General features: G+C 60.4%; 37 protein-coding genes. 5 read left to right on the top strand and 32 right to left on the bottom strand.

Going from position 1 to position 23,063, the window contains the following annotated elements:
- The first annotated feature begins 42 nt into the window (after positions 1-42).
- Entirely contained in the window at positions 43-948 is a 906-nt protein-coding gene (locus V8V93_RS09220; protein WP_338670047.1) for a DMT family transporter, read from the top strand.
- Here the strand turns inward: V8V93_RS09220 and V8V93_RS09215 are convergent.
- A complete protein-coding gene (locus V8V93_RS09215; RefSeq protein ID WP_338670046.1) occupies positions 945-1,772 on the bottom strand; it encodes a 1,4-dihydroxy-6-naphthoate synthase in 828 nt (275 codons plus the stop codon). The two genes, V8V93_RS09220 and V8V93_RS09215, sit on opposite strands and share 4 nt — an antisense overlap.
- A gap of 128 nt (positions 1,773-1,900) precedes the next feature.
- On the opposite strand from V8V93_RS09215, the gene V8V93_RS09210 reads away from it, so the two are divergent.
- From V8V93_RS09210 to V8V93_RS09195, 4 genes are all read left to right on the top strand, one after another.
- Positions 1,901-2,539: a TetR/AcrR family transcriptional regulator gene (locus tag V8V93_RS09210; protein ID WP_338670045.1), complete on the top strand. Its 639-nt coding sequence runs from the start codon at positions 1,901-1,903 to the stop codon at positions 2,537-2,539.
- A gap of 4 nt (positions 2,540-2,543) precedes the next feature.
- The gene (gene mqnE, locus V8V93_RS09205) at positions 2,544-3,638 is read left to right on the top strand and encodes an aminofutalosine synthase MqnE (RefSeq protein ID WP_338670044.1); all 1,095 of its coding nucleotides are present in this window, start codon (positions 2,544-2,546) and stop codon (positions 3,636-3,638) included.
- A gap of 148 nt (positions 3,639-3,786) precedes the next feature.
- Positions 3,787-4,851, top strand: a complete 1,065-nt coding sequence (mqnC, locus tag V8V93_RS09200; RefSeq protein ID WP_422394415.1) for a cyclic dehypoxanthinyl futalosine synthase — start codon at positions 3,787-3,789, stop codon at positions 4,849-4,851.
- Positions 4,851-5,675 carry a menaquinone biosynthetic enzyme MqnA/MqnD family protein gene (locus V8V93_RS09195; protein WP_338670042.1) on the top strand — a complete coding sequence of 275 codons (825 nt, stop codon included), beginning with the start codon at positions 4,851-4,853 and terminating at the stop codon, positions 5,673-5,675. The genes mqnC and V8V93_RS09195 overlap by 1 nt, the downstream gene beginning before the upstream one ends.
- Before the next feature lie 4 nt (positions 5,676-5,679).
- Here V8V93_RS09195 and V8V93_RS09190 read toward each other — a convergent pair whose 3' ends face one another.
- From V8V93_RS09190 to fusA, 31 genes are all read right to left on the bottom strand, one after another.
- The gene (locus V8V93_RS09190) at positions 5,680-6,564 is read right to left on the bottom strand and encodes a selenium metabolism-associated LysR family transcriptional regulator (protein WP_338670041.1); all 885 of its coding nucleotides are present in this window, start codon (positions 6,562-6,564) and stop codon (positions 5,680-5,682) included.
- A 77-nt stretch (positions 6,565-6,641) separates the two neighbouring features.
- On the bottom strand, positions 6,642-7,166 hold the full coding sequence (gene rplQ / locus V8V93_RS09185; RefSeq protein ID WP_338670040.1) for a 50S ribosomal protein L17: 525 nt from the start codon (positions 7,164-7,166) through the stop codon (positions 6,642-6,644).
- Positions 7,156-8,196: a DNA-directed RNA polymerase subunit alpha gene (locus tag V8V93_RS09180; RefSeq protein WP_338670039.1), complete on the bottom strand. Its 1,041-nt coding sequence runs from the start codon at positions 8,194-8,196 to the stop codon at positions 7,156-7,158. Before V8V93_RS09180 ends, rplQ begins: the two co-directional genes overlap by 11 nt.
- 12 nt (positions 8,197-8,208) lie before the next feature.
- A complete protein-coding gene (gene rpsD / locus V8V93_RS09175) occupies positions 8,209-8,835 on the bottom strand; it encodes a 30S ribosomal protein S4 (protein WP_338670038.1) in 627 nt (208 codons plus the stop codon).
- A gap of 15 nt (positions 8,836-8,850) precedes the next feature.
- A complete protein-coding gene (gene rpsK / locus V8V93_RS09170) occupies positions 8,851-9,237 on the bottom strand; it encodes a 30S ribosomal protein S11 (protein ID WP_014324051.1) in 387 nt (128 codons plus the stop codon).
- Between the two features lie 79 nt (positions 9,238-9,316).
- Positions 9,317-9,688: a 30S ribosomal protein S13 gene (gene rpsM / locus V8V93_RS09165; RefSeq protein WP_338670037.1), complete on the bottom strand. Its 372-nt coding sequence runs from the start codon at positions 9,686-9,688 to the stop codon at positions 9,317-9,319.
- A 12-nt stretch (positions 9,689-9,700) separates the two neighbouring features.
- Complete coding sequence (gene rpmJ, locus V8V93_RS09160; RefSeq protein ID WP_014324049.1) at positions 9,701-9,814, bottom strand: 50S ribosomal protein L36; 114 nt, start codon at positions 9,812-9,814, stop codon at positions 9,701-9,703.
- A 131-nt stretch (positions 9,815-9,945) separates the two neighbouring features.
- Positions 9,946-10,716 (bottom strand): type I methionyl aminopeptidase, encoded by a 771-nt coding sequence (gene map, locus V8V93_RS09155; protein WP_338670036.1) that lies wholly within the window; start codon positions 10,714-10,716, stop codon positions 9,946-9,948.
- Between the two features lie 2 nt (positions 10,717-10,718).
- Positions 10,719-12,029, bottom strand: coding sequence for a preprotein translocase subunit SecY (gene secY / locus V8V93_RS09150; RefSeq protein WP_338670035.1), 1,311 nt, complete (start codon positions 12,027-12,029; stop codon positions 10,719-10,721).
- A gap of 32 nt (positions 12,030-12,061) precedes the next feature.
- Entirely contained in the window at positions 12,062-12,508 is a 447-nt protein-coding gene (rplO, locus tag V8V93_RS09145; RefSeq protein WP_338670034.1) for a 50S ribosomal protein L15, read from the bottom strand.
- On the bottom strand, positions 12,505-12,678 hold the full coding sequence (rpmD, locus tag V8V93_RS09140) for a 50S ribosomal protein L30 (protein ID WP_338670033.1): 174 nt from the start codon (positions 12,676-12,678) through the stop codon (positions 12,505-12,507). Before rpmD ends, rplO begins: the two co-directional genes overlap by 4 nt.
- Before the next feature lie 12 nt (positions 12,679-12,690).
- The gene (gene rpsE / locus V8V93_RS09135; protein WP_338670032.1) at positions 12,691-13,182 is read right to left on the bottom strand and encodes a 30S ribosomal protein S5; all 492 of its coding nucleotides are present in this window, start codon (positions 13,180-13,182) and stop codon (positions 12,691-12,693) included.
- Positions 13,183-13,198: 16 nt separating this feature from the next.
- The gene (gene rplR, locus V8V93_RS09130; protein ID WP_338670031.1) at positions 13,199-13,558 is read right to left on the bottom strand and encodes a 50S ribosomal protein L18; all 360 of its coding nucleotides are present in this window, start codon (positions 13,556-13,558) and stop codon (positions 13,199-13,201) included.
- 11 nt (positions 13,559-13,569) lie between these two features.
- A complete protein-coding gene (gene rplF / locus V8V93_RS09125; protein WP_338670030.1) occupies positions 13,570-14,106 on the bottom strand; it encodes a 50S ribosomal protein L6 in 537 nt (178 codons plus the stop codon).
- Positions 14,107-14,118: 12 nt separating this feature from the next.
- A complete protein-coding gene (gene rpsH, locus V8V93_RS09120; protein WP_338670029.1) occupies positions 14,119-14,502 on the bottom strand; it encodes a 30S ribosomal protein S8 in 384 nt (127 codons plus the stop codon).
- Between the two features lie 15 nt (positions 14,503-14,517).
- Positions 14,518-14,703, bottom strand: coding sequence for a type Z 30S ribosomal protein S14 (locus V8V93_RS09115; protein WP_014324040.1), 186 nt, complete (start codon positions 14,701-14,703; stop codon positions 14,518-14,520).
- Between the two features lie 11 nt (positions 14,704-14,714).
- Positions 14,715-15,254 carry a 50S ribosomal protein L5 gene (gene rplE, locus V8V93_RS09110; protein WP_338670028.1) on the bottom strand — a complete coding sequence of 180 codons (540 nt, stop codon included), beginning with the start codon at positions 15,252-15,254 and terminating at the stop codon, positions 14,715-14,717.
- Positions 15,255-15,262: 8 nt separating this feature from the next.
- Positions 15,263-15,583 (bottom strand): 50S ribosomal protein L24, encoded by a 321-nt coding sequence (gene rplX / locus V8V93_RS09105; protein WP_071546625.1) that lies wholly within the window; start codon positions 15,581-15,583, stop codon positions 15,263-15,265.
- Between the two features lie 10 nt (positions 15,584-15,593).
- Positions 15,594-15,962, bottom strand: a complete 369-nt coding sequence (rplN, locus tag V8V93_RS09100) for a 50S ribosomal protein L14 (RefSeq protein ID WP_066805540.1) — start codon at positions 15,960-15,962, stop codon at positions 15,594-15,596.
- 18 nt (positions 15,963-15,980) lie between these two features.
- Positions 15,981-16,247 carry a 30S ribosomal protein S17 gene (gene rpsQ, locus V8V93_RS09095; RefSeq protein ID WP_014324036.1) on the bottom strand — a complete coding sequence of 89 codons (267 nt, stop codon included), beginning with the start codon at positions 16,245-16,247 and terminating at the stop codon, positions 15,981-15,983.
- 3 nt (positions 16,248-16,250) lie between these two features.
- Complete coding sequence (gene rpmC, locus V8V93_RS09090) at positions 16,251-16,442, bottom strand: 50S ribosomal protein L29 (protein ID WP_338670027.1); 192 nt, start codon at positions 16,440-16,442, stop codon at positions 16,251-16,253.
- A 1-nt stretch (position 16,443) separates the two neighbouring features.
- On the bottom strand, positions 16,444-16,857 hold the full coding sequence (gene rplP / locus V8V93_RS09085; protein ID WP_071546621.1) for a 50S ribosomal protein L16: 414 nt from the start codon (positions 16,855-16,857) through the stop codon (positions 16,444-16,446).
- Entirely contained in the window at positions 16,857-17,498 is a 642-nt protein-coding gene (gene rpsC / locus V8V93_RS09080) for a 30S ribosomal protein S3 (RefSeq protein ID WP_338670026.1), read from the bottom strand. The genes rplP and rpsC overlap by 1 nt, the downstream gene beginning before the upstream one ends.
- 1 nt (position 17,499) lies before the next feature.
- Positions 17,500-17,832: a 50S ribosomal protein L22 gene (rplV, locus tag V8V93_RS09075; RefSeq protein ID WP_338670025.1), complete on the bottom strand. Its 333-nt coding sequence runs from the start codon at positions 17,830-17,832 to the stop codon at positions 17,500-17,502.
- Positions 17,833-17,844: 12 nt separating this feature from the next.
- Positions 17,845-18,114 (bottom strand): 30S ribosomal protein S19, encoded by a 270-nt coding sequence (gene rpsS, locus V8V93_RS09070; RefSeq protein ID WP_014324031.1) that lies wholly within the window; start codon positions 18,112-18,114, stop codon positions 17,845-17,847.
- A gap of 11 nt (positions 18,115-18,125) precedes the next feature.
- Entirely contained in the window at positions 18,126-18,956 is an 831-nt protein-coding gene (rplB, locus tag V8V93_RS09065) for a 50S ribosomal protein L2 (RefSeq protein WP_338670024.1), read from the bottom strand.
- Between the two features lie 2 nt (positions 18,957-18,958).
- The gene (rplW, locus tag V8V93_RS09060; protein ID WP_014324029.1) at positions 18,959-19,252 is read right to left on the bottom strand and encodes a 50S ribosomal protein L23; all 294 of its coding nucleotides are present in this window, start codon (positions 19,250-19,252) and stop codon (positions 18,959-18,961) included.
- Positions 19,252-19,872, bottom strand: a complete 621-nt coding sequence (gene rplD, locus V8V93_RS09055) for a 50S ribosomal protein L4 (RefSeq protein WP_338670023.1) — start codon at positions 19,870-19,872, stop codon at positions 19,252-19,254. Before rplD ends, rplW begins: the two co-directional genes overlap by 1 nt.
- Positions 19,873-19,884: 12 nt before the next feature.
- Entirely contained in the window at positions 19,885-20,517 is a 633-nt protein-coding gene (gene rplC / locus V8V93_RS09050) for a 50S ribosomal protein L3 (protein ID WP_338670022.1), read from the bottom strand.
- A 10-nt stretch (positions 20,518-20,527) separates the two neighbouring features.
- Positions 20,528-20,848: a 30S ribosomal protein S10 gene (rpsJ, locus tag V8V93_RS09045; RefSeq protein ID WP_014324026.1), complete on the bottom strand. Its 321-nt coding sequence runs from the start codon at positions 20,846-20,848 to the stop codon at positions 20,528-20,530.
- A gap of 131 nt (positions 20,849-20,979) precedes the next feature.
- Positions 20,980-23,052 (bottom strand): elongation factor G, encoded by a 2,073-nt coding sequence (fusA, locus tag V8V93_RS09040; RefSeq protein WP_338670021.1) that lies wholly within the window; start codon positions 23,050-23,052, stop codon positions 20,980-20,982.
- Between the last annotated feature and the right edge of the window lie 11 nt (positions 23,053-23,063).

The raw sequence follows: 23,063 nt of genomic DNA, 5'->3' as shown, positions 1-23,063 counted from the left end.
AACAATGGTAGACGATTTGTTCACATCCACGGGAGTTTGCACATGGTCATCGCTGAGAGGAAAACAAGGGCGCTCCTGGCGCTCGGGGCGGCTGTCCTGCTTTGGGCCAGCTCGTTCATCGTGCTCAAGATCGCCTTTCAGCGGTTCGATCCCATGGTGGTCATCTTCGGCCGCATGTTCGTGGCCTCGATCTGCTTTCTGCTGGTCTTCAAGAGCCTGAAGAAAATCGATTACCGGCCCGGTGACTGGAAGCTGCTCGCCTTCATGGGCATCTGCGAACCGGGCTTCTACTTCATCTTCGAGGCCCTGGCCCTGACCTACACCGACGCCTCCCAGGCCGGGATGATCTGCGCCCTGCTGCCGCTCATGGTGGCCGTGGCCGCGCGCCTGACCCTGAACGAACCCCTGACCCGGCGCACGGTGACCGGGTTCGGCCTGGCCATTGTCGGTGCGGTGGTCCTCTCAAGCGTGGCCGAAGCCACGGAGACGGCGTCCAACCCGGTGCTTGGCAACTTCCTCGAATTCATGGCCATGGTCTGCGCCTGTGGGTACATGATCGCCTTCAAGAAGCTGAGCCCCCGCTACAGCCCGTGGTTCCTGACCATGATCCAGGCCTTCACCGGCTCCCTGTTCTACTTCCCCCTGCTCTTCCTGCCGTCCACCCATCTGCCCGCGTCCTTTGATCCCGTGGGCGTGATCTCCGTGCTGTACCTAGGCGTGTTCGTGACCATCGGGGCTTACGGCATGTACAACTACGGCATGTCCAAGGTCCCGGCGGGCCAGGCCTCGTCCTTCATCAATCTCATCCCGGTCCTCACCCTGGTCATGGGGTTGATCCTGCTGGGTGAGCGGCTCAATCCCATGCAGTACGCGGCCTCGGCCCTGGTCATCGTCGGCGTGTACGTCAGCCAGGACACCCGGAGGAAAAGGACCGCCCCCGCCGCCTAGAGCGTGATGAAGACGTCCTTCCTGATACAGCCGGCCTCGGCCAGCAGGCGCGAGACCGCCTGCACCCCGGCCTCGCCCGCGTCCAGGCTGTAGTCCGTGACAAAGGTCTCTATGTGGGTCCGGACCACTGTTTCGCTCAGTTCTTGGGCGTGCCCGCGGATATAGTCGCGTCCGGCCTCGGGCTCGTTGCGCGCGAACAACAGGCTCTGGCGGATGGCCTCGTTCATGCGCCGGGCTACGTCCTCGCCCAGCGACCGCCTGATGGCGATGGCCCCGAGCGGGATGGGTAGGCCGGTATGCGCCTCCCACCACGCGCCCAGATCGAGGACACGCACCAGACCACGCTCGGCAAAGGTGAACCTCCCTTCGTGGATGACCACGCCCGCGTCCGCGCGCCCCGCCTCCACGGCGGGCATGACCTCGTCGAAAATCATGGACAGGCGCGCGACCGATATCCCGGCCTCGCGGCAGCACAGGCCGAAAATCAGGTTGGCCGTGGTCCGCTCCCCCGGAATGGCCACCGTGCCGCCGTCCAGGGATCCCAGCGTCCGGCCCTCTTCGGCCACCAGCACCGGCCCGGCCCCGTAGCCCATGGCCCCGCCCGCGCGCAGCAGAACGTATTCGTCCAGTATCCCGGCGGCCGCCGCCGTGGACACCTTGACCACGTCCAACGCGCCTGCGGCGGCCAGGCCGTTGAGCTCCTCCACGTCGGCCAGGGTTACGTCGAGCCCGCCCGCCCAGGGAATCAGCCCCGTGGCCAGGGCATGGAAGATGAAGGTGTCGTTGGGACAGGGCGAAAAGCCGAGAGTCATTTTTTTCTTCATGACAACCTTTTGTTTTAACACGTTTTCATCACCAGCTTGACACGACTCGTGCGTCCTTGTACTCATGGTGACCACCTGGTCACCACTAACGGATCGGACCGAAAAGCGCAAGCGCGGGAGTTGCACGATTGACGAAAAACACCTTTGAGAACCTGCCCGACGAGAAGCGACAGCGCGTCCTGGACGAGGCCACCACGGAGTTCGCCGAGCACGGCTACCACCAGGCGTCGATCAACCGGATCGTGGAACGGCTGGGCATCGCCAAGGGCTCGCTGTTCAAGTATTTCGGCAACAAGCAGGGGCTGTTCGAGCATATCTTCAGCCGCGCGGTGAGCGATTTCAAGAAGCCGCTCAAGGCCATCCGCGACACGCCCGGCCTCGGGTTCTTCGAGCGCATCGAACAGAGTTTCCTGGCCGGGACCCGGTTCGTGGACGCCCACCCGAACCTCTACCGCATCTATCTGAAGATGCTCTTCAACGAAAATTTTCCCCTGCGCGAGCGCTTTCTCGGCGAGATCCGGGGCGCGCACGCCAAGTATCTCCGGCAGCTCATCGAGGGCGGCGTCCGGGACGGGCAGTTGCCCGCCGCCCTGGACGTGGAGATGGCCGTATTCACCCTGCACGCGGTCATGGACCGCTTCCTCCAGGGCTACGCCGTACCCTCGCTGGACAACGGGCTCGCGCCCGCCGCCTCCCTGCCGGAACAGGCTCGCGCCCTGGCCGCCTTCCTGCGCCACGGCCTGGCCGACATCCCTACACAGGAGTAACCGCATGAACCTCTTCAAGAGCGACTATTTCGACAACATGGACCTGGCCGACATCCGCGACAAGGTCGAGGCGAACGAGCGCCTCTCCTTCGAGGACGGCGTGCGCCTCTTCCAGTGCCCCGAGCCGCTGGCGGTGGGCGCACTGGCTCACCGCATGCGCACCCGCATGCACGGCGACAAGGCGTTCTACGTGGTCAACCGCCACGTCAACTACACCAACGTCTGCGTCAACGGCTGTGTGTTCTGCGCCTACCAGCGCGAGGAAGGCCAAAGCGGCGGCTTCGTGCTCACCCGCGAGGACGTCCTGGCCAAGCTCGAGGCCGCGCCGCTGCCGCCGCGCGAGGTTCACATCGTTGGCGGCTGCCATCCCAGGCTCGGCCTGGCCTATTTCGAGGACATCCTGTCCGCCGTGCACGAGCGCTACCCGGACGCGGTCCTGAAATGCTTCACCGCCGTGGAGATCGCCCACTTCGCCCATCTCGAAAACATTTCCACCCGCGAGGTCCTGACCCGGCTCAAGTCGGCCGGGCTGGGCATGCTGCCCGGCGGAGGGGCCGAGATCTTCGCCCCCAAGGTCCGCGAGCAGCTCTGCCCGCGCAAGGCCACGGCCGACGAGTGGCTGGCCATCCACGAACAGGCCCATGGGCTCGGGCTCAAGACCAACGGTACCATGCTCTTCGGCCATATCGAGACCATCGAGGAGCGCGTGGACCACCTCGTCCGGCTGCGCGAGTCCCAGGACCGCAGCCACGGGTACACCTGCTTCATCCCCCTGCCCTTCCTGACCGAGAACAGCCGGCTGGCCATCGACAATCCCCTGACCGGGCTGGAGGAACTCAAGACCATCGCGGTCTGCCGCCTGCTGCTCGACAACATCCCGCACATCAAGGCCTACTGGGTCATGCTCGGGGTCAAGCAGGCCCAGGCCGCGCTCAAGTTCGGGGCCGACGACTTCGACGGCACGGTCGTCGAGGAGAAGATCGGCCACGAGGCCGGGGCCGACTCCCAACAGGGGCTGTCCCGGTCCGAACTCGAAGACATGATCCGGGGGTGCGGCTGCACACCGGTGGAGCGCGACGGCTTTTTCAACGAGGTGTAGGAATGCCTCCGGCGGCCGGGGGAAGGGAAGGGAAACCCTTGAAAAGGGCTTTCCCTTCCCTTCCGGACTCCCATCCCATCCTTCCTGAGCCTCTGGGGCCGCTTCGCGGGGTGGGTAGCGAGATTATTGAGCAAGAGAGATAGTTATGATGCTTGAATATATTTTCGACAAGGTGTTGGCCGGGGAGCGCATCAGGTTCGGCGAGGCCGAGCGACTGTATGCCGAGGCGGATTTTTACGACCTCGGCTGGCTGGCCCACCGGGTGCGGCTGCGTAGGCATCCCGAGCCGGTGGTCACCTATGTGGTGGACCGGAATATCAACTATTCCAACGTCTGCGTCTGCTGCTGCAAGTTCTGCGCGTTCTTCTGCGAGCCCGGCGACAAGGACGCCTACGTACTCTCCTTCGAGGAGATCGGGCGCAAGATCGACGAGACCAAGGCGCTGGGCGGCACCCAGATCCTCATGCAGGGCGGGCACCATCCGGACCTGCCGCTGACCTGGTACGAGGACATGCTCCGTTGGATCAAACAAAACCATCCGGTGCACATCCACGCCTTTTCCCCGCCCGAAGTGGTCTTCTGGAGCGAGAAGGAGGGCATCTCCATTGCCGAGGTCATCCGGCGGCTGCGCGCGGCCGGGCTGGACTCCATCCCCGGCGGCGGCGCCGAGATTCTGGTGGACGAGGTCCGCTCGCGGGTGGCCCCGAACAAGTGCCCGTCCGACCAATGGCTGGGCGTCATGGAAGAGGCCCACAGGCAGGGGCTCCGCACCACCGCGACCATGATGTTCGGACACCTCGAAACCCCGGCCCAGCGGCTGGAGCATCTCTTCCGCGTACGCGAGGTCCAGGACCGCACCGGCGGGTTCACCGCCTTCATCCCCTGGACCTTCCAGCCCGACCACACGGCCCTGCCGAACTGCCGCAAGCTGACCAGCGTGGAATACCTGCGCACCCTGGCCGTATCGCGCATCGTCCTGGACAACGTGGACAACGTCCAGGTCTCCTGGGTGACCATGGGCCCCAAGATCGCCCAGTTGGCCCTCTATTTCGGCGGCAACGACTTCGGCTCGACCATGATCGAGGAGAACGTGGTCAAGGCCGCGGGCGTGGCCTTCCGCCTGTCCCGCGAGGAAATCCGCCGTCTGGTCGAAGGGGCCGGGTTCACGCCCTGCCAACGGACCATGGACTATACCCTGATGGAGGCAAAATAATGCCCGTCCGCCTAGGAAAAATCGGCTATCTCAACGTCCTGCCCATATACCACCCACTGGAAACCGGCATCCTGCCCATGGACTGCGAGGTCACCTCGGGCCCACCCGCCGAACTCAACCAGCTCATGGATGCGGGCAAGCTCGACGTGTCCGCCTGCTCCAGTGTGGAGTACGCCCGGCATGCCGACAAATACTTCCTCATCCCGAACATCGGCATCGGCAGTCGGGGGCCTGTGCAGAGCGTACTGCTCCTCAGCCGCCGCCCCGTGGAAGAACTGGACGGCAGGACCATCCTGGTCAGCGCCCAGACCCACACCTCGGCGGCCCTACTCCGCGTGCTTCAGGCCAAGCTGTGGAACATCAAGACGGTGTTCACCACGGGCAGCGCCACCGACGTCCTCGGGACCGGGGAGCGCCCCCAGGCCATCCTGTGCATCGGTGACGAGGCCCTGAACCTGCGCTACCACCCGGACTACCCGTACCGCATCGACCTGGGCGAGGCCTGGCGCGAACTGACCGGCCTGCCCTTCATCTTTGGCGTCTGGATCGTCCGGCGCGAAAGCTGGGAACGGGATCGAGAAAAGGTGGAGCAGGCCTCAAGGCTGCTGCTCGCGGGCAAACGCTGGGGAGAGGAGAACATCGGCGACGTCTGCGTCATGGCGGCCGAGGAAAGCTGCCTCAACGACGAGGAGATGTGCTCCTACTTCGACGGCCTGGTCTACGACCTCGGCCCCGAGGAGCAGGAGGGGATGCGGGCCTTCTATGAAAGCCTGGTGGAGACCGGGATCATCGACAGGGCTCCGGAGCTGGTCTTCCTGCCCTGACGCCCTACCCGTGGAACTCCACGAAGGCCTTGAGCGCCGGGAACATGTACCGGCCGCTGTGGTGGATGAGGTAGAACTCCCGGCGCCCTTCCAGGGCCGGGGCCTTGATGCGCACGACCTCGCCGCTGTCCAGCAGTGACTGAGCGGCCAGCTTGGAGGTGAAGCACATGCCCACCCCGTGCACGGCGTGAGCCAGGCTCTCGCAGGTCCCTTCCACCTTGCAGCGGATGTTCAGGTTCTGCAGGGAGCAGCCCGCCTTGTTCAGGGCGTTCTCCAAAACCATCCGCGTGGCCGATCCCTGAATCCGCATGATCCACGGCAGTTGCACAAGCTCGTCCATGGTCGGCTCGTCCACAACGGGCAGCCAAGGCGCGTTGGGCGAGGCCACCAAGATGGTCTCGTCGCGGGCCAGGAGCTTGGCCGTCAACTCCTCTTCCTCGGGCCGCTTGCCCACGATGCCCACGGGCCAATCGCCGGAGGCAACCCTCTTTATGACCTCGGACGAATCGCCGGTGTGAACGATAAACGAGACCTCGGGGTACTTGGCGGAAAAGGATTTGAGCAGTTCCGGCAGGATGCTGTGGGACGGGATGGTGCTGCACCCCACCTGCAACTCGCCGACAACCCGGTCGCGCAGGACCTCGATGGCAGCCTTGGCCCGGTCCAGATTCCGGAAGATGGTCACCATGCTCTCATAGAGCACGTCTCCGGCCTGGGTGGGCATGATCTTTCGCCCGAGACGGTCGAACAACTTGACGCCCAGTTCATCCTCGAGATTGGCCACGTGCGAACTGATGGTCGGCTGGGACAGGAACATGGCCTCTCCGGCTCTGGAAAAACTTTGCAATTCATAAACCTTGCAAAACGCTTCAAGCTTTCTGATGTCCATACAACCTATCCTCAAAATTGATGAAATCTATAGCTTAGAACAAAAAAAGGGCAGGCCTTCGGCCTGCCCTTGATTATTTATTCTTCGTCGGCCTTTTCGGCGGCTTCGGGAGTTTCCTCGGCCGTTTCCTCAGGCTTTTCCTCGGCCTTTTCAGGGGCCTTCTTGGGCTCTTCTTTCTTCTCGGCGGGCTTGGAAGCCTTCTTGGGCTCTTCCTTGGCCGGGGCTGCGGCGGCCGTTTCACCGGCCTTCTTGGTCAACTCGATGATGACCATGGGAGCGCAGTCGCCCTTGCGGGGCTGGGCCATCTTGACGATGCGGGTGTAGCCCCCGCCGGCTTCCGCAAAGCGGGGACCGATCTCGTCGAAGAGACGCTGAACCATCTGGTGGCTACCGAGGACCTTGTACGCCTGACGGCGGGAATGCAGGTCGTTGCGCACGGCCAGGGTGATGAGCTTGTCGGCAATGCGACGAAGTTCCTTGGCCTTGGCTTCGGTGGTGCGGATCTGCTCGTAGGTCAGGAGGGCGCGGGCCATGTTCTTGAACATGGCGGCACGGTGCGTATTGGACCGATTCAGTTTGCGGCCGGACTTTCTATGCCTCATTTTTCTCTTTCCTCTTCAACCATTCCTGGTATTTCTTGTCAAAATCCTCGACAGTCATGCCGAACTTCAAGGACATGCCGTCGAGAACCCGGCGGATCTCGTCCAGGGACTTGCGGCCGAAGTTCTTGGTCTTGAGCATGGTCTGTTCGGTGCGCTGAACCAATTCGCCCACCAACTGGATGTTGGCGGCCTTCAAGCAGTTGGTGGCGCGAACCGAGAGTTCGAGCTCGTCAATGGACTTGAAGAGGTTCGGGTTCAGATCGATGGAATCGTCCTCTTCCTCATGCGTCTCGGAGGAGGATTCGTCGAAGTTGATGAACACCGAAAGCTGGTCCTTGAGGATCTTGGCGCTGTATGCACAGGCATCCTCGGGAGTGACGGAACCGTCGGTCCACACTTCCAGGATGAGTTTGTCATAGTTCGTCATCTGGCCGACACGCGCCTGTTCGACGGAGTATGCGACCTTCTTGACGGGGGAGTAGCTGGCGTCGAGGACCATGGAGCCGATTTCATCGGTCAGCCCTTCGTGCATGTCGGCCGGGACGTAGCCCTTGCCCATGCGGACTTCCAATTCCATCTTCAGGGAGCGGTTTTCGGTCAGCGTGGCGATAAGCTGATCCTTGTTCAGAATGGTGACATTCTGGTTTTCCTGGATCATGCCGGCAGTGACCTGCCCCTTCTTGTTGGCTTCGAGGACCAAGCGCTGAGGCTCGTCCGTGGTCATGGCAATGCGAACCTGCTTCAGGTTCAGCACAACCTCGGTCATGTCCTCAAGAACCCCGGGCAGCGTGGTGAACTCATGCTGCACTCCCTCGATGGTCGCGCTGACGATGGCGCAGCCCTGCATGGAGGAGAGCAGAACCCGACGCATGGCGTTGCCGATGGTGGTGGCATAGCCGCGTTCTAAGGGTTCGCAGATGAATTTACCATACATCCTGGAGGACTTGGGATCGCGCACGAGGGACTCGGGCTTGACCAGTTCGCTCCAATTGCGGGTGTTGATGAGTTTGTCGCCGTTCTCAATAAGCATGTAGTCCCCTATTTACTTGGAGTACAATTCGACAATCAGCTGCTCGTTGATCGGGAACTGGATGTCTTCCCGGCTCGGCATGGCCTTAACCGTGCCCTTGAAGTTGGCGCCGTCGGATTCCAGCCACTCGGGGCAGCCGCGGCGGGCAATGACTTCCTGGGCCTCGTTGATCACGGGGATCTTGCGGGCTTCCTCACGGACCTCGATGACATCCTCGGCCTTGACCTGCATGGACGGGATGCTCACGCGGCGGCCGTTGAGCTTGAAGATGCCGTGACGGACCAACTGGCGAGCCTGGTCGCGGGAGTTGGCGAAGCCGAGACGATAGATCACGTTGTCGAGACGACGCTCCAACAGGAACAGCAGGTTGTGGCCGGCCACGCCCTTCATGCCCTCGGCACGCTTGTAGTACATACGGAACTGGCCTTCCAGGACGCCGTACATGCGGCGGACCTTCTGCTTCTCGCGAAGCTGGATGGCGTAGTCGGACATCTTGTGGCGCATGCGGCCGGCGTGTCCCGGAGGATAGGGCCGCTTCTCGTAGGCGCACTTGTCGGTGTAGCAGCGATCACCCTTGAGGAAGAGTTTCTCTCCCTCGCGGCGGCACAGCTTGCATTTAGCTTGAGTATATCTTGCCACGATTCTTCTCCTTAATTAGACCCTGCGGCGTTTGGGCGGACGGCAACCATTGTGGGGAATCGGGGTGATGTCCCGAATGAAGGTCACCTTGAAGCCGACGTTGTTGATGGCGCGCATGGCGGCCTCACGGCCGGAGCCGGGGCCCTTGACGTAAATGCCCACAGTGCGCATGCCGGAATCCTGGGCGCGCTTGGCGGCGGCTTCGGCAGCCATCTGGGCCGCGAAAGGAGTGGACTTGCGGGAACCCTTAAAATGAGCACCGGCGGAAGCCCAGCTGACGACATTGCCCTTGACGTCGGTGAAGGTCACGATCGTATTGTTGAACGTGGCCTTGACGTGGGCAATACCGACGGGAATATTCTTCTTCTCTTTTTTCTTCCCAGAGCGACGGGGTTTAGCCATTGCCTTAATCTCCGTTGAATAAAAGTCTTATAAGACGCAAGCGCACGCACGGGCGCGCCGGCGATAGTCTCTTGTCGAGCTATTTCTTCTTGCGGCCCATGACGGAACGGCGCGGCCCCTTGCGGGTGCGGGCGTTGGTCTTGGACTTCTGACCGCGAACGGGCAGACCGCGGCGATGGCGCAGACCGCGGTAGCAGCCGATGTCCATCAAGCGTTTGATGTTGGTGGTGATCTCACGGCGGAGATCGCCCTCAACCTTGTAGTTGTTCTCGATCTCGACGCGGATCTGGTTGACGTCTTCGGCAGTGAGGTCGTCACTGCTGGTCTTCCAGTCGATACCGGTGGTGTCGAGAATCTGCAGGGCCATGGTACGGCCGATGCCGTAGATGTACGTCAACGCGATATCGACGCGCTTGTTCCTCGGCAGATCAACGCCAGCAATACGTGCCATAGTTTTTACCCTCTATCCTTGACGCTGCTTGTGCCGGGGATTTTCGCAGATCACCCGCAGCACACCGTTGCGCCGAATTACTTTGCACTTGGAACACATTTTCTTCACAGAAGGTCTGACTTTCATGACCATCTCCAATGTCTAAATAACAATAATGCCCATACCCCCCTCGCGGGGGGTGGCCTTTTTAACGAAGCTGCGTTTTATACAGCCTTTTCGAACAAAGAGCAAGCCCGAATTACAGGCCCCCGAAGGAGCTAGTCGGACAGGCTCAATATTCTCGGTCCGTCGGAGGTCACGGCCACGGAGTGCTCGAAGTGAGCAGCCAGTGAACCGTCCTTGGTTACCGCAGTCCAGTTGTCGTCCAGAACCTCGACTTCGTGCGTTCCCAGTGTGACCATCGGCTCAATGGCAAGGACCATTCCGGCTTTGAGAGGAACGCCGGACAGCCCCCTGGGCACGAAGTTGGGGATCTCGGGCTTCTCATGAAGGTGACTGCCGATCCCATGACCTACAAAACGACGGACGATACCCAGGCCGAACCCTTCCACGTATGACTGGATTGCCGCGGAGATGTCATACAGATTGTTTCCGGGCCGGGCCTGCTCGATCCCTATATACAGAGACTCGCGGGTTACATCCATGAGTTTCTGCGCTTCATTGGAAACTTTGCCCACCCCGAAGGTGCGGGCGGAGTCTCCATGGAATCCCTTGTATTCGACACCCATGTCAAAACTGACGATGTCGCCCTCCTTGAGGATGCGCTCCTCGGAGGGAAAGCCGTGCACGATCTCCTCGTTGACCGAGCAGCACAGGGCGAAGGGGAATCCCTGGTATCCCAGGAAGTTCGGCCTTACACCGTACTCGTCGCAGCGTGCGCGGCAGATGTTCTCGAAGTACATGGTGGAAACGCCGGGTCTGACGTTTTCACCGAGTTCGTCGAGAATTCTGGAAACAAGGCGATTGGCCTCACGCATGAGGCCAATCTCTTTATCATTCTTGAGGAAGACGCCCCGAAACTTTTTCAAGACTAACGCCTTCCTTTGAGTTTATTGCCTTTCCCCATCAATCCCTCGTACTGGCGGGAGATCATGTAGGACTCGATCTGGCCCATGAAGTCCATGGCCACGCCGACCACGATCAGCAGGGAGGTGCCGCCGAAATAGAACGGGACGCCGAATTTGCTGATCAGGAGCATGGGCAGCACGCAGACCGCCGAGACATAAAAGGCGCCCCACAGGGTGATGCGGGCAAGCACCTTGTCGATGTACTCGCGGGTGCGGTTGCCCGGGCGGATGCCCGGGATGAACCCGCCCTGCTTCTGGATGTTCTCCGCGATTCCCTTGGGATCGAACATGATCGCCGTGTAGAAATAGCAGAAGAAGATGATGATTCCGATGTACAGGATATTGTACAGGATGGAATCGGGCCTGAAGTAGGCCGAGAAGTCCTGCAGGTACTTGTTGTTCGAGAACTGGGCAAGCGTTGCAGGGAACATCAGGATGGAGGACGCGAAGATCGGCGGAATAACACCGGCGGTGTTGATCTTCAGCGGCAGATGCGTGGTCTGCCCGCCGAACATGCGGCGTCCTTGCTGACGTTTGGCATAGTGAATGGGAATACGACGCTGTCCGCGCTCCATGAACACGATGAAGGCCAAGGTGGCCACCATCACGACCAGCAGGATGAGCAGGATGAACAAGGAGATCTCGCCCACGGTCATCAACTGCAGGGTATTGATCAGCGCGGCCGGAAGGCCGGCGACGATACCCGCGTAGATGATCAGCGAGATGCCGTTGCCGATGCCCTTTTCGGTCATCTGCTCGCCCAGCCACATCAGGAACACGGTGCCCGCGGTCAGGGTCAGGATCGTCATCAGCTTGAAGCCGATACCGGAATAGAGGACCATGGGGGCGCCCGTGGGCGAGCTCATGGACTCCAGACCGGTGGCGATGGCGAAACCCTGCACCACGGTGATGAGCACCGTGCCGTACCGGGTGTACTGGGTTATCTTCTTCCGGCCGGCCTCGCCTTCATCCTTCTGGAGACGTTTCAGCTCGGGGCTGACCACGGTCAGAAGTTGAAGGATAATCGAGGCCGAGATGTACGGCATGATACCCAGGGCGAAGATGGACATCCGTTTGAGTCCACCGCCGGAGAACATGTCGAACACGCCGAAGAGGGTGTTCTGCGCCTGAGCGAAGAACTCGGAAAGCGCGGCACTATCGACGCCGGGAATAGGGATGTGTATGCCCAACCGGTAGACAGCGAGCAGTGCGAACGTCCAGAGCAGCTTTTTACGCAGCTCCGGCAACCGGGCAATATTATCAACTCCTGACATCGTCTAAGTACCCTTCCGGATCAATAGTGAGTTTACGCCTCAATGGCCTTGGCGGTACCGCCGGCCTTGGCAATCTTGTCGGCGGCGGACGCGCTGAAGCGATGGGCTTCGATGGTCACGGCCTTGTCGACGTCACCGGTGCCCAGCACTTTGACCGGAGCGCCGCTCTTGACGACGCCGCGCTCGTACATGTCGGCAACGGTAATCTCATCCTTGCCTTCGAACAGGGCGATCAGGCGGCCCACGTTGACGGCTTCGTATTCTTCACGGAAGGGATTCTTGAACCCGCGCTTGGGCAGGCGGCGGGCCAGAGGCATCTGGCCGCCTTCGAAACCGGGGCGGACGCCGCCGCCGGCACGGGCATTCTGACCCTTGTGGCCCTTGGCGGCGGTCTTGCCCCATCCGGAGCCGGAGCCGCGCCCTATGCGCTTGCGGTTCTTATATTCTTCCGGGAAGGCGTAGAGTTCATGAAGTCTCATGATTCGGTAACCTCCACCAGGTGTCTGACCTTGTAGATCATTCCGCGGATGACGGGATTGTCATCGTGCTCTTTGACCTGATTGATCCTGCGCAGGCCCAGGGATTCCAGGGTCTTGACCTGGTCGGGCTTGCAGGCAATCTTGCTTTTGATCTGCTTGACTTTAATCACGGCGATATCCTTCTACTTTCTGGGAGTGGAGACCGTCACGCCGCGCAGGGCCGAGACCTCTTCCGCGCTCCGCAGGGACTCCAATCCGGCCATGGTGGCACGCAACACGTTGTGCGGATTGTTGGTGCCGATGGCCTTGGTCAGGATGTCATTGACGCCCACGGCCTCCATGATCGCACGAACGGGACCGCCGGCGATGATGCCGGTGCCTCGGCTGGCGGGCTTGAGCATGACGCGGCCCGCGCCGTAACGTCCCAGGACCTCATACGGGAGGGTGCCGTCCAACAGAGGAACATTGATCATGTTCTTCTTGGCGCGCTCACTCGCTTTGCGAATGGCTTCGGGCACTTCGTTGGCCTTACCCAGGCCGTAACCGACTCCCCCTTCACCGTCACCGACGACCACCAGGCAGCTAAAGCTGAAACGGCGGCCACCCTTGACAACCTTGGCGACGCGATTGAGGTAGACGATTTTTTCAATCAATCCACTGTCATTCTGTTCCATTTTACTTTCCTGGTGACTAGAATTTCAGCCCGCCTTCACGGGCGCCGTCGGCAAGGGCTTTGATCTTGCCGTGATAGATATATCCGTTCCGGTCGAAGACACAGGCCTCGATCTGCTTGGCCTTGGCGGCCTCGGCAATGGCCATGCCCACCTTGGCGGCAGAATCCTTGTTGGCCTTCAGCGCCTCGCCGTCCTTGTTCAGCACCTGAGTGCTGGCGGAGGCCAGGGTCACGCCGTTCACGTCGTCGACCAACTGGGCATAGAGATGCTGGTTGGAGCGATAGACGACCAGACGGGGCCGGACTTCGGTACCGGAGATCTTCTTTCTGATGCGGGGCTTGCGAAGAAGCCGCTGTGCATTCTTGCTTTTGCTCATGACTATTACCCCTACTTGGAACCGGACTTACCGGCCTTGCGGCGAATGATCTCGTCGAGGTACTTGATGCCCTTGCCCTTGTAGGGTTCGGGCGGACGCACACGACGGATCCGGGCCGCAATTTCACCGACAAGCTGCTTGTCGATGCCCTCGATGGTCAGCTTGGCGCCTTCCACCTTGGCCTCCAGACCGGCGGGCAGGTCGAACTCGACCGGGTGGGAATACCCGACGGCCAGAACGACTTTCTTGCCCTGCACGGACACCTTGTATCCGACGCCGATGACTTCCAGGGTCTTGGAAAAGCCCTTGGTCACGCCATCCACGCAGTTGGCGAGCAGGGTCCTACGAAGACCGTGCTGGCCGCGCGCCTGGCGGGAATCATCCACGCGGGAGACATACACCTTGCCATCCTCTATCTTATACGCCACGGCCGGATCGACCGGGGTAGCCAAGGTCCCCTTGGGACCCTTGACCTGGATTTCGGAGGCTCCGACAGACACCTCGACACCCGAGGGGATGTCGATGGGATTCTTTCCTATACGAGACATAACGGAACCTCTTTACCAGATTTCGCAGAGCAGCTCGCCGCCGACGTTGGCCTCTTTGGCCTTGGCGCCTTCAAGCAGCCCTTTGGAGGTGGACACGATACAAATACCGATGCCGTTCTGGACACGGGGGATATCAGAAGCACCAACGTACACGCGACGACCGGGCTTGCTGACCTTCTTCAGGCCAGTAATGAGCGGTTTGCCGTCGGCGTACTTGAGGGTAATACTGATGTCCCTGTCCTCGACAGCGTAGTCGGCGATATAACCTTCTTCCTTCAGGATACCCGCGATGGAAGACTTCATCTTCGAAGTCGGGACAGCGACATCGGTGTGATAGGCGCCGTACGCATTCCGGATGCGGGTCAACATGTCGGCTACAGGATCAACAACAGCCATTTCATTTCTCCTTAATTACCAGCTCGCCTTGCGGACGCCGGGCAGTTCGCCGGCGAGAGCCTTGTTGCGGAAGCAGATACGGCAGATTCCGTACCGCCTCAGAAAAGCCCGAGGACGGCCACAAATCGGGCACCGATTGTAAGCGCGGACCTTGAACTTGGGTTTGCGGCTCGCCTTGACGCGTAAGCTTGTTTTGGCCACTTTCCGTCCTCCTACTTTTTAAAGGGCATGCCAAGGAGATCGAGGAGGGTCTTGCCTTCCTTGTCCGTCTTGGCCGTGGTCGCCACGGTGACGTTCATGCCCTTCACCAGCTCCACCCGGTCGATGTCGAGCTCGGGGAAGATGGTGTGTTCCTTGATGCCAAGGGTGAAGTTCCCGCGGCCGTCGAAACCGCGGTCGGGGATGCCGCGGAAGTCGCGGACCCGAGGCAGTGCGAAGCTCACGAGCTTGTCGTAAAAGTCCCACATGGCATCGTCGCGCAGGGTGACGCGGCAACCGACCGGTTGTCCCTCGCGCAGCTTGAACTGGGCGATGGACTTCTTGGCCAGGGTTACCACGGCCTTCTGGCCGGCGATGGCGGTCAGTTCCTCGACGGCGGCATCGATGAGCTTGCTGTTCTGGCTGGCTGCACCGAGGCCGATGTTCAGGGAGATCTTCGTCATTCTCGGGATCTCCATGGACGAGGTGTAACCGTACTCCTTCTGGAGCTCGGGGACGACCTTTTCATTATACACTTTTTCGAGACGTGTCATACTGATACCTATTTGAAGGTCTCGTTGCACTTCTTGCAGAAGCGCACCTTCTTGCCGTCTTCAGTCTTCTTGTACCCTACCCGCGTGGGCTTGGTGCAGGCGTCGCACACAATAGCCACATTGGATACATGGATAGGGGCTTCCTTCTCGATAATGCCGCCGGGCTGCTGGGCATACGGGTTGGCCTTGGTATGGCGCTGGACCATGTTGACCTTCTCGACCAGGACCTTGTCCTGCTTCTTGAGGATCTTCAAGACCTTGCCGACCTTTCCCTTGTCCTTCCCGGCGATGACCATGACCTTGTCGTCTTTACGGATTTTAGTCTTCATCGTCATTTCCTTACAGAACCTCGGGAGCGAGGGAAACGATCTTCATGAAACCGGCGGCGCGCAACTCACGGGCCACGGGACCGAAGATACGGGTCCCGACAGGCTCCATGTTGTTGTTGAGCAGCACGGCGGAATTGTTGTCGAACTTGATGTAGGAACCGTCGGGACGACCGAGTTCCTTCTTGGTGCGGACGACAACCGCCTTCATGACCGAGCCCTTCTTCACCTTGGAATGGGGCATGGCCTCCTTAACGGACACTACGATAATATCTCCGACGCTGGCGTAACGGCGCTTGGAACCGCCGAGGACCTTAATACAGGCGACCTTCTTGGCTCCGGAGTTGTCAGCCACGTCGAGATTGGATTCAACCTGGATCATATGATTTCCTCCTAATCCCTAGACGGCCTTTTCGAGAATCTTCACCAGGTGCCAGCGCTTGCGCTTGGACATAGGCCTCGATTCGACAATCTGCACCGTATCGCCAACACCGCAGTCGTTGGCCGGATCATGGGCCATGAACTTTTTGCGGCGGCGGATGTACTTCTTCAGCAGCGGATGCTTCACCAGGGTCTCGACGCGGACGACGATGGTCTTGTCGGCTTTGTCGGAGATGACCAAACCGGTGAGCAGGCGCTTGTTGCCTTGGTATTTGAACTCAGCCATTTCTTACGCTCCCTGTCGTTCCCGCTGAATAGTCAGGATACGGGCGATGGTCTTCTTGACGCCGGAGAGGGCCTGCGTGTTTTCCAGCTGAGCGGTCGCATGCTTGAAGCGCATGGTGAACAGCTCGTGCCGGGATTCGTTCAGCTTCTCTGCCAGTTTGGCGTCATCCAGTTCACGAAGTTCCTTGGAAGTCATCTTACAGACCCTCCTTCACAACGATGGCCGTCTTGATCGGCAGCTTGTAGGAAGCGCGCTTGAGGGCCTCCTTGGCAAGTTCGATGTCAACGCCCTTCACTTCGTACATGATGCGGCCCGGTTTCACCGGCGCGACCCAACCGTCGGGAGCGCCTTTACCCTTGCCCTGACGGACTTCCGCGGGCTTGGAGGTGGTGGGGTGATCAGGGAAGATGCGGATCCAGACCTTACCGCCGCGCTTGATGTGCCGCATGATGGCGACACGGGCGGACTCGATCTGCTGGTTGGTGATCTTTCCGTGCTCCAATGCCTTCAGCCCGATATCGCCGAAGGACACCATGTTACCCCGTTGGGCCTTGCCTCTGAGTCGGCCTTTCTGCCATTTTCTGAATTTAACTCTTTTTGGAGCAAGCATTACTGTTGTACCTCTTTGTCCAGAATCTCACCCTTGAAGATCCAGACCTTGACGCCGATCACGCCGTAGGTGGTCGAAGCCTCGGCGAAACCGTAGTCGATGTCGGCACGGAGAGTGTGCAGGGGCACACGCCCATCACGGTACCATTCGCCGCGGGCGATTTCAGCGCCGGCAAGGCGGCCTGCGCACGCGACTTTGATACCCTCGGCGCCGAATTTCCTGGCAAGGCCCACCGTACGCTTCATGGCACGGCGGAAGGCAATTCGACGTTCGAGCTGCTGGGCAATGTTCTCAGCTACGAGCTGAGCTTCAACCTCCGGTCTACGGATCTCGTTGACCTCAATGGTGAACTCGGTTTGAAACTTGCTGCGCAATTCCTCACGCAACTTTTCTATCTCAACACCCTTGCGGCCGATGACGATACCGGGACGCGCGGTGTGGATGATCAGCCGAATCTTGCCGCCGGCCCGCTCGATCTCGATGCGGGAAACGCCGGCCTGATACAGTTTTTTCTTGACGAACTTGCGGACCTGGTCGTCCTGGAAGACGAACGCAGGATAGTCCTTCTTGCTGTACCAGCGGGACAGCCAGTTCTTGTTATACCCCAGACGAAAACCGTAAGGATGTACTTTCTGTCCCATACTACTGTTCCTTGACTACGATGGTGATGTGACTGGTGCGCTTCCGGATGCGATAGGCGCGGCCCATGGCACGCGGCTGGATACGCTTCCAGGTGGGACCCTCGTTGACCACGACCGAATCGACGATCAGGGAGTCAACGTCGACGCCGGGCATCTGCTCCGCATTGGAAATGGCGGAGTACAGCACCTTGCTGAGAATGTCGGCGGGCTTCTTCGGGGTGAACCGGAGGATGTTCAGGGCATCTTCGACGCCCTTGCCCTTGATGTTCTCGGCCACGATGCGGGCCTTGCGCGGAGACACGCGGATGAACTTGGCAACTGCTTTGGCTTCCATAGTGCGCTCCCCCTACTTCTTCTTGTCGGCGACGTGGCCGAAGTAGGTGCGGGTCGGGGAAAATTCACCCAGCTTGTGTCCGACCATGTTTTCGGTCACGAACACGGGGATGAACTTCCGGCCATTGTGGACGGCGAAGGTCATACCGACCATCTCGGGGACGATCGTGGAACGGCGGGACCAGGTCTTGATCACGCGGCGGTCCTGATTCTCGGCGGCCACTTGGATTTTCTTGATCAGGTGACCGTCCAGGAACGGGCCCTTTTTAAGAGATCTAGGCATTGGTTATACTCCTACTTCTGGCCGCGGCGTTTGACGATGAGCTTCGAGGAAGCCTTCTTGCGGTTCCGGGTCTTGTAGCCCTTGGCCGGGGTACCCCACGGGGACACCGGATGGCGACCACCGGAACTGCGTCCCTCACCACCACCCAGCGGGTGATCGATCGGGTTCATTGCCACACCACGGACCTTCGGGCGACGGCCAAGCCAACGATTCCGTCCGGCCTTACCGATCTTGATGTTCTCGTGATGAATGTTTCCAACCTGGCCGATGGTGGCGCAACAGGTGGCCAGGACCTTGCGGACCTCGCCGGAGGGCATGCGCAGAAGCGCGTACTTGCCTTCCTTAGCGATGAGCTGGGCATAGGTGCCGGCGGCACGGCAGAACTGGCCGCCGTTGCCGGGGTACAGCTCGATGTTGTGCACGACGGTACCGGTCGGAATCTGGGTCAAGGCCATGGCGTTGCCGGGCTTGATGTCGGCGCCTTCACCGGCGGTGATGACGTCGCCCTGATTCAGGCCGACAGGGGCCAGGATGTAGCGCTTCTCGCCGTCCGCGTAGTGCAGCAGGGCGATGCGGGCGCTGCGGTTCGGATCGTACTCGATCTCGGCCACCTTGGCGGGCACGCCAAGCTTGTTCCGCTTGAAGTCAATCAAGCGGTACAGGGACTTGTTGCCGCCGCCGCGGCGACGCATGGTGACACGACCGTTGTTGTTGCGTCCGGCCTTTTTGGTCAGACCTTTGGTCAGCGACTTCTCGGGAGTGGTCCGGGTGATCTCCGCGAAATCGGAGATGGTCTGGAACCGGCGGCCCGGAGAAGTAGGCTTCAGCTTACGGGTTGCCATGGTTACACTCCTTCGAAGATTTCGATTTTATCGCCGGCGGCAAGCTTGACGTAGGCCTTCTTGTAACCGGGGACGCGGCCACCGGTCAGACGGCCCATGCGCTTGCGCGGCGCGGCTTTCTTGGCCACGATATTCACGGACTCGACTTTGACGTCGAAGGCTGCTTCAACGGCCTTCTTCACCTCGATCTTGTTGGAATCGGGGTGGACGTAAAAAGAGACGTGATTGGATTGCTCCTTGGCCTCGTTGGCCTTCTCGGAGACCACAGGCTTGAGCAGGACTTTCGAATAATCCATTACTTCAACCTCTCTTGAACGTCTTGGGCGGCGGCCTCGAGCATGACCAGCTCGGGGTACAGCAGCACGTCGTAAACATTCAGCTTGTCGGCTTCGATGACCTTGATGTGGGGCATGTTCCTTGCGGACATCTCCAGGTTCTTGTCGGCGTTCTTGGCGACAATCAGGGTCTTGTTCAGGCCGAGGTTCTGGGCGACTTCGGCAAAGGCCTTGGTCTTGATCTCGGGGAGATCGATGGACTTGACCACCGTCATCTTCTCTTCGGAGACGCGGGAGGACAAAGCCATCTTGAGGGCCAATTTGCGCACCTTCTTGTTGACCTTGAAGGCGTAGTCGCGGGGCTGGGGTCCGAAGAGGACGGCACCACCGCGCCACAGGGGCGAACGGGTGGAACCGGCCCGGGCACGACCGGTGCCCTTCTGGCGCCACGGCTTGCGGCCGCCGCCGGATTTCAGACCACGGGTCTTGGTGGCGTGGGTGCCCTGGCGCTGGGAGGCGCGCTGGGCGCGGACGACCTGGTTGAGGATTTCGGGCATGATCTCCACCTCGAAAACCTCGGGGGCCAGCTCGAAGTCGCCAACCTTCTTGTTATTCTGATCTACAACTTGAATTTTTGCCATGTCGTATACCTCTTAGCCGTTCTTGCGGATCATCACGAGGCCGTTGTTGGGGCCGGGGACCTGCCCCTTGACCAGGAGGACGTTGTCCTCGGGCCTGACATCGACGATTTCCACGTTGCTCAAGGTTACGCGTGCGTTACCCATCTGGCCGGGCATCTTCTTGCCCTTCCAGACACGGCCGGGGAAAGTCGCGTTACCGACGGAACCGGGGACGCGATGCACTTTCTCGGCACCATGGGAGGCGCGGGAGCCGGCGAAGTTGTGACGCTTCATGACGCCCTGGAAACCCTTACCCTTGGAGGTACCGGTAACCTTGACCTTTTCACCGGCCGCAAAGATATCGACGGTGATCTCCTGGCCCAGTTCGTACCCTTCCACTACCTCGAGGGGGAATTCCTTGAGGTGGCGGTACAGGTCCTTGCCGGCCTTGGCCATGTGGCCCTTAAGGGGCTTGTTCACCTTGCGCTCGGGCACGGAGTCGTAGCCGAGCTGCAGGGCGTTGTAGCCTTCCTTGTCCGTGGTCTTGATCTGCATGACCGGGCAGGGTCCCGCCTCGATAACGGTCACGGGGCAGATGGTACCATCGTCCTTGAAAATGCGGGTCATGCCCAGCTTTCTGCCAAGCAATCCGAGAGTCTTAGCCATAACTATACTCCTAGAGCTTGATCTCGACGTCCACACCGGCGGGCAAGGAAAGCTTGCCCAGGGCGTCAACGGTCTGCTGAGTGGGTTCAAGGATATCCAGAAGACGCTTGTGAATGCGCATCTCGAACTGCTCGCGGGACTTCTTGTCCACGTGAACGGATTTCTGGACGGTGGTACGATGAATGTCGGTGGGCAGCGGCACGGGGCCGGCAATAGCCGCACCGGTATTCCGGGCGGTGTCAACGATCTCGGTGACAGCCTTGTCCAGAATACGGTAATCGTATGCTCTCAGTTTGATTCTGATGCGATCGCTCGCCATCGAAGCAGCCATAGTGCTTTCTCCTCAAAGGATTTATCTTTACCGCGCCCGAAAAGAAAAAGGCGCCGAACTGTGCAGCGGTCGGGTTGAGTACACCCGCACCGCCACACTGTCAAGCAAAGGGAAAATCCTAGGCTCTACGTTTAGTCGTTTCCTTTCATCAATTCTTCGGCCAAGTTGTTCGGCAATTTCTCGTAGTGGTCGAACTGCATGGTGAAGGTCGCCCGGCCCTGGGTCTTCGAACGAAGATCCGTGGCGTAACCGAACATCTCGGACAGCGGCACAAAGGACCGGATGACCTGCACGCCCGTGCGGGCTTCCATTTCGCCCACCCGGCCGCGGCGGCCGTTCAAGTCTCCCATGACGTCGCCGAGGTAGTCCTCGGGGGTGACCACTTCCACCGACATGATCGGCTCGAGCAGTACCGGCTTGGCGCCTCTGCAGGCTTCCTTGATGGCCAGGGAACCGGCGATGTAGAAGGCCTGCTCGCTGGAGTCGACTTCATGGTAGGAGCCGAAGACCAGTTTGACCTTCACATCGACGACCGGGAACCCGGCCATGATGCCGTTCTTCATGGCATCCTGGATGCCCTTGTCCACGGCGGGGATGTATTCCTTGGGAATCACGCCGCCCTTGATCTCGTCCACGAACTCGTAGCCCTTCTCGGGGTTGGGCTCGACCTCGATGACGACGTGGCCGTACTGGCCACGACCACCAGACTGCTTGGCATGCTTGACATCGACCTTGTTCGGCGCGGAGATGGTCTCTCGATAGGCCACGCGGGGCGCGCCCACGTTGGCGTTCACGTTGAACTCGCGCAACAGGCGGTCAACAATGATCTCGAGGTGCAACTCACCCATTCCGGCGATCAGGGTCTGTCCGGTTTCCTCGTCGCCCTTGACGCGGAAGGACGGGTCCTCCTTGGCCAGCTTGACGAGGGCGGCGGACAGGGTGTCGCGGTCTGCCTTGGTCTTGGGTTCGATGGCCACTTCGATAACCGGCTCGGGGATGTCCAGGGACTCCAGAACCACAGCGCGCTTGAGGTCGCACAGGGTATCGCCGGTGGCCACGTTCTTGAGGCCGACGGCGGCAACGATGTCGCCGGCGTATGCCTCTTTAATTTCCTCACGCTTGTTGGCGTGCATCTTGAGCAGACGACCGATGCGCTCCTTCTTGCCGGTGGCCGCGTTCATGAACGTGGCGCCGGACTCGATCTTGCCCGAGTAGAGGCGCAGGAAGGTCAGGTGACCGACGAACGGGTCGGTCATGAGCTTGAAGGCCAGCGCGGCCAGGGGCTCGTCATCGTCGCAGGGGCACTCGATGGGCTCCTCGGTCTTCGGGTCCATGCCCTTCATGACCACGACGTCCAGAGGGCTGGGCAGGTAGTCGACGACGGCGTCGAGCAGCGGCTGCACGCCCTTGTTGCGGAACGCGGTGCCGCACAGGACCGGACAGATGGTCAGGTTCGTGGTGGCCTTGCGCACACCCTCGCGGATCTCCTCGGGGGTCAGCTCCTCGTCGGCCATGTACTTCTCGAGGAGGCTTTCATCCTCCTCGGCGATGGCTTCGATCATCTCGGCGCGCATCTCTTCGTACTGGTCCTGGAGGTTGGCCGGGACCTCGGTGGTGGTGAAGCTGGCGCCGTGATCCTTGTGATCATATATATATGCCTTGCCCTCGATCAGGTCGACGACGCCTTCGAAGTCGTCCTCGGCCCCGATGGGCAACTGCAGAGGAACAGCCTTGGCGCCCAGGCGGGTCTTCATCATGCGGACGCAACGGAAAAAGTCCGCGCCGATGCGGTCCATCTTGTTGACGAAGGCCATGCGGGGCACTTTATACCGGTCGGCCTGACGCCACACGGTCTCGGACTGCGGCTCGACGCCCGCAACGGAGTCGAAGACGGCGATGGCGCCGTCCAGGACGCGCAGGGCGCGCTCGACTTCCATGGTGAAGTCCACGTGGCCCGGGGTGTCGATGATGTTGATGCGGTGCTCACGCCAAAAGCAGGTGGTCGCGGCAGACGTGATGGTGATGCCGCGCTCCTGCTCCTGAACCATCCAGTCCATGGTGGCCTCGCCGTCATGGACCTCACCGATCTTGTGGGACACGCCGGTGTAGAACAGGATTCGCTCGGTAGTGGTAGTCTTGCCCGCATCGATGTGGGCCATGATACCGATATTGCGCTGTTTGTCTCTGGGTACTTTTCTCGCCACTGTACTTCTCC

The organism is Pseudodesulfovibrio sp. 5S69, assembly GCF_037094465.1.
GTDB classification, from domain to species: domain Bacteria; phylum Desulfobacterota; class Desulfovibrionia; order Desulfovibrionales; family Desulfovibrionaceae; genus Pseudodesulfovibrio; species Pseudodesulfovibrio methanolicus.
This window is presented reverse-complemented; position numbering and strand designations above follow the sequence as displayed.

Excerpts from the sequence above, each read along its gene's own strand:
- V8V93_RS09220 (WP_338670047.1), top strand. The coding sequence starts at position 43 with ATGGTCATCGCTGAGAGGAAAACAAGGGCGCTCCTGGCGCTCGGGGCG.
- V8V93_RS09215 (WP_338670046.1), bottom strand. The coding sequence starts at position 1,772 with ATGAAGAAAAAAATGACTCTCGGCTTTTCGCCCTGTCCCAACGACACC.
- mqnE (WP_338670044.1), top strand. The coding sequence starts at position 2,544 with ATGAACCTCTTCAAGAGCGACTATTTCGACAACATGGACCTGGCCGAC.
- mqnC (WP_422394415.1), top strand. The coding sequence starts at position 3,787 with ATGCTTGAATATATTTTCGACAAGGTGTTGGCCGGGGAGCGCATCAGG.
- V8V93_RS09195 (WP_338670042.1), top strand. The coding sequence starts at position 4,851 with ATGCCCGTCCGCCTAGGAAAAATCGGCTATCTCAACGTCCTGCCCATA.
- V8V93_RS09190 (WP_338670041.1), bottom strand. The coding sequence starts at position 6,564 with ATGGACATCAGAAAGCTTGAAGCGTTTTGCAAGGTTTATGAATTGCAA.
- rplQ (WP_338670040.1), bottom strand. The coding sequence starts at position 7,166 with ATGAGGCATAGAAAGTCCGGCCGCAAACTGAATCGGTCCAATACGCAC.
- V8V93_RS09180 (WP_338670039.1), bottom strand. The coding sequence starts at position 8,196 with ATGCTTATTGAGAACGGCGACAAACTCATCAACACCCGCAATTGGAGC.
- rpsK (WP_014324051.1), bottom strand. The coding sequence starts at position 9,237 with ATGGCTAAACCCCGTCGCTCTGGGAAGAAAAAAGAGAAGAAGAATATT.
- rpsM (WP_338670037.1), bottom strand. The coding sequence starts at position 9,688 with ATGGCACGTATTGCTGGCGTTGATCTGCCGAGGAACAAGCGCGTCGAT.
- rpmJ (WP_014324049.1), bottom strand. The coding sequence starts at position 9,814 with ATGAAAGTCAGACCTTCTGTGAAGAAAATGTGTTCCAAGTGCAAAGTA.
- secY (WP_338670035.1), bottom strand. The coding sequence starts at position 12,029 with ATGTCAGGAGTTGATAATATTGCCCGGTTGCCGGAGCTGCGTAAAAAG.
- rplO (WP_338670034.1), bottom strand. The coding sequence starts at position 12,508 with ATGAGACTTCATGAACTCTACGCCTTCCCGGAAGAATATAAGAACCGC.
- rpsE (WP_338670032.1), bottom strand. The coding sequence starts at position 13,182 with ATGGAACAGAATGACAGTGGATTGATTGAAAAAATCGTCTACCTCAAT.
- rplR (WP_338670031.1), bottom strand. The coding sequence starts at position 13,558 with ATGAGCAAAAGCAAGAATGCACAGCGGCTTCTTCGCAAGCCCCGCATC.
- rplF (WP_338670030.1), bottom strand. The coding sequence starts at position 14,106 with ATGTCTCGTATAGGAAAGAATCCCATCGACATCCCCTCGGGTGTCGAG.
- rpsH (WP_338670029.1), bottom strand. The coding sequence starts at position 14,502 with ATGGCTGTTGTTGATCCTGTAGCCGACATGTTGACCCGCATCCGGAAT.
- rplE (WP_338670028.1), bottom strand. The coding sequence starts at position 15,254 with ATGACACGTCTCGAAAAAGTGTATAATGAAAAGGTCGTCCCCGAGCTC.
- rplX (WP_071546625.1), bottom strand. The coding sequence starts at position 15,583 with ATGAAGACTAAAATCCGTAAAGACGACAAGGTCATGGTCATCGCCGGG.
- rplN (WP_066805540.1), bottom strand. The coding sequence starts at position 15,962 with ATGATCCAGGTTGAATCCAATCTCGACGTGGCTGACAACTCCGGAGCC.
- rpsQ (WP_014324036.1), bottom strand. The coding sequence starts at position 16,247 with ATGGCTGAGTTCAAATACCAAGGCAACAAGCGCCTGCTCACCGGTTTG.
- rpmC (WP_338670027.1), bottom strand. The coding sequence starts at position 16,442 with ATGACTTCCAAGGAACTTCGTGAACTGGATGACGCCAAACTGGCAGAG.
- rplP (WP_071546621.1), bottom strand. The coding sequence starts at position 16,857 with ATGCTTGCTCCAAAAAGAGTTAAATTCAGAAAATGGCAGAAAGGCCGA.
- rpsC (WP_338670026.1), bottom strand. The coding sequence starts at position 17,498 with ATGGGACAGAAAGTACATCCTTACGGTTTTCGTCTGGGGTATAACAAG.
- rplV (WP_338670025.1), bottom strand. The coding sequence starts at position 17,832 with ATGGAAGCCAAAGCAGTTGCCAAGTTCATCCGCGTGTCTCCGCGCAAG.
- rpsS (WP_014324031.1), bottom strand. The coding sequence starts at position 18,114 with ATGCCTAGATCTCTTAAAAAGGGCCCGTTCCTGGACGGTCACCTGATC.
- rplB (WP_338670024.1), bottom strand. The coding sequence starts at position 18,956 with ATGGCAACCCGTAAGCTGAAGCCTACTTCTCCGGGCCGCCGGTTCCAG.
- rplW (WP_014324029.1), bottom strand. The coding sequence starts at position 19,252 with ATGGATTATTCGAAAGTCCTGCTCAAGCCTGTGGTCTCCGAGAAGGCC.
- rplD (WP_338670023.1), bottom strand. The coding sequence starts at position 19,872 with ATGGCAAAAATTCAAGTTGTAGATCAGAATAACAAGAAGGTTGGCGAC.
- rplC (WP_338670022.1), bottom strand. The coding sequence starts at position 20,517 with ATGGCTAAGACTCTCGGATTGCTTGGCAGAAAGCTGGGCATGACCCGC.
- rpsJ (WP_014324026.1), bottom strand. The coding sequence starts at position 20,848 with ATGGCTGCTTCGATGGCGAGCGATCGCATCAGAATCAAACTGAGAGCA.